The 1,246-nt window shown below is 53.8% G+C and carries 2 protein-coding genes; one reads left to right on the top strand and one right to left on the bottom strand.

Going from position 1 to position 1,246, the window contains the following annotated elements:
- Positions 1-39: 39 nt before the first annotated feature.
- A complete protein-coding gene (locus H7U20_RS03160) occupies positions 40-609 on the bottom strand; it encodes an alkaline phosphatase D family protein (RefSeq protein ID WP_199518164.1) in 570 nt (189 codons plus the stop codon).
- Positions 610-932: 323 nt separating this feature from the next.
- Here H7U20_RS03160 and H7U20_RS03165 point away from each other — a divergent pair, with 323 nt between their 5' ends.
- Positions 933-1,130, top strand: coding sequence for a hypothetical protein (locus tag H7U20_RS03165; protein WP_199518165.1), 198 nt, complete (start codon positions 933-935; stop codon positions 1,128-1,130).
- Positions 1,131-1,246: the final 116 nt, after the last annotated feature.

A 1,246-nucleotide genomic window follows, 5' to 3' on the forward strand; every position in this document is an offset into this window, starting at 1 on the left:
CCCACCCCAGGTTCATGCCTTTGGGTTTGTTTGACGCCCCTATATCGCTTGCGGCTCCAGCGTCTTCTTGAACTGCGACACGCCGTCCAGGTCCAGCAGCTCGACCGTCATCGCCTTCGACTGCGGGTCGATGGTCACTTCGCCGAAGAACTGGTAGCCGGCGAACGGCGAAGAGTTGGCGATTTTCGGCGCCTTGGCGAACACCTCGGTCGGGCCGAAGGTCATGTCCAGCTTGTTCGGGCCGAAGGCGCCGGCGTTCATCGGCCCGGCGACGAATTCCCAGAACGGCGCGAAGTCGGTGAAGCTGGCCTTGGCCGGATCGTAGTAGTGCGCCGCGCAGTAGTGCACGTCGGCGGTGATCCAGGTGACGTTCTTGATCGCCTTGATGGCTTTGAGCAGGCGGGCGATTTCCAGTTCGCGGCCCGAGGCCGGGCCGTCGTCGCCGTTGGCGCTGGCTTCCCAGCGCGTCGCGCCGTTCGCCTCGGTGCCGTCCGGCACGTACAGGCTCAGCGGCATGTCGGCGGCGATCACCTTCCACGTCGCCTTGGACGCCTTCAGCTCGCCGATCAGCCAGTTGCGCTGCGGCTCGGACTGCTTGAAGTAGCGCATCCTTGATGATGCCCTTGTCGGCGGAGCCGAAGCGCTGCTATGCCATGTCCATGCGAAGCATGCGCGCGATCCTTGTCGATGGCGTCCTGGCCGCAGGGCTTCATATCCTTCGACGTAAAACTTTCAATGTGGAAATATATTTCCCTTCGTCCAGATTTAACGATGTGATTATTATCAATGTTAAATCAAATATTTCTATTTGGAATTTTTTTATGATTAAATAGATTATGGTTTTGAGGTTGCTAGATCCGACTGTTTGATCATTGAGACGAATTTTTCGTTATCTTTATTTGATGTAAAATTTAAATGTGTACTTGAGTGAGGTGAAAGAAATCTATATTTTCCTATTTTTATTGTTCTATTTTCTGATGAAAATTATGCCAAGGCATATTTTTGATGGGCCCGCCGGCGCAATGGGTGGTTACGTTATTGGTCGCATGCTAGGTGGCTATATTGGCGGCGGCCTGGGTGGTCGGGGCGGCGGCGCACTTGGCAATAAGTTCCCTATTCGCATGATGTAATGCGTCGATGACCTATCGGTCGCTAGCTGTCAAGACTCGTGTGGTTATACACGCGTTTAACAAATAATTCGGGCTTTTTCTTCTGCCATGCTTTGAGCGCTTGAATTGGTGATACG

The organism is Rugamonas violacea, from assembly GCF_016461825.1.
Classification (GTDB): domain Bacteria; phylum Pseudomonadota; class Gammaproteobacteria; order Burkholderiales; family Burkholderiaceae_D; genus Rugamonas.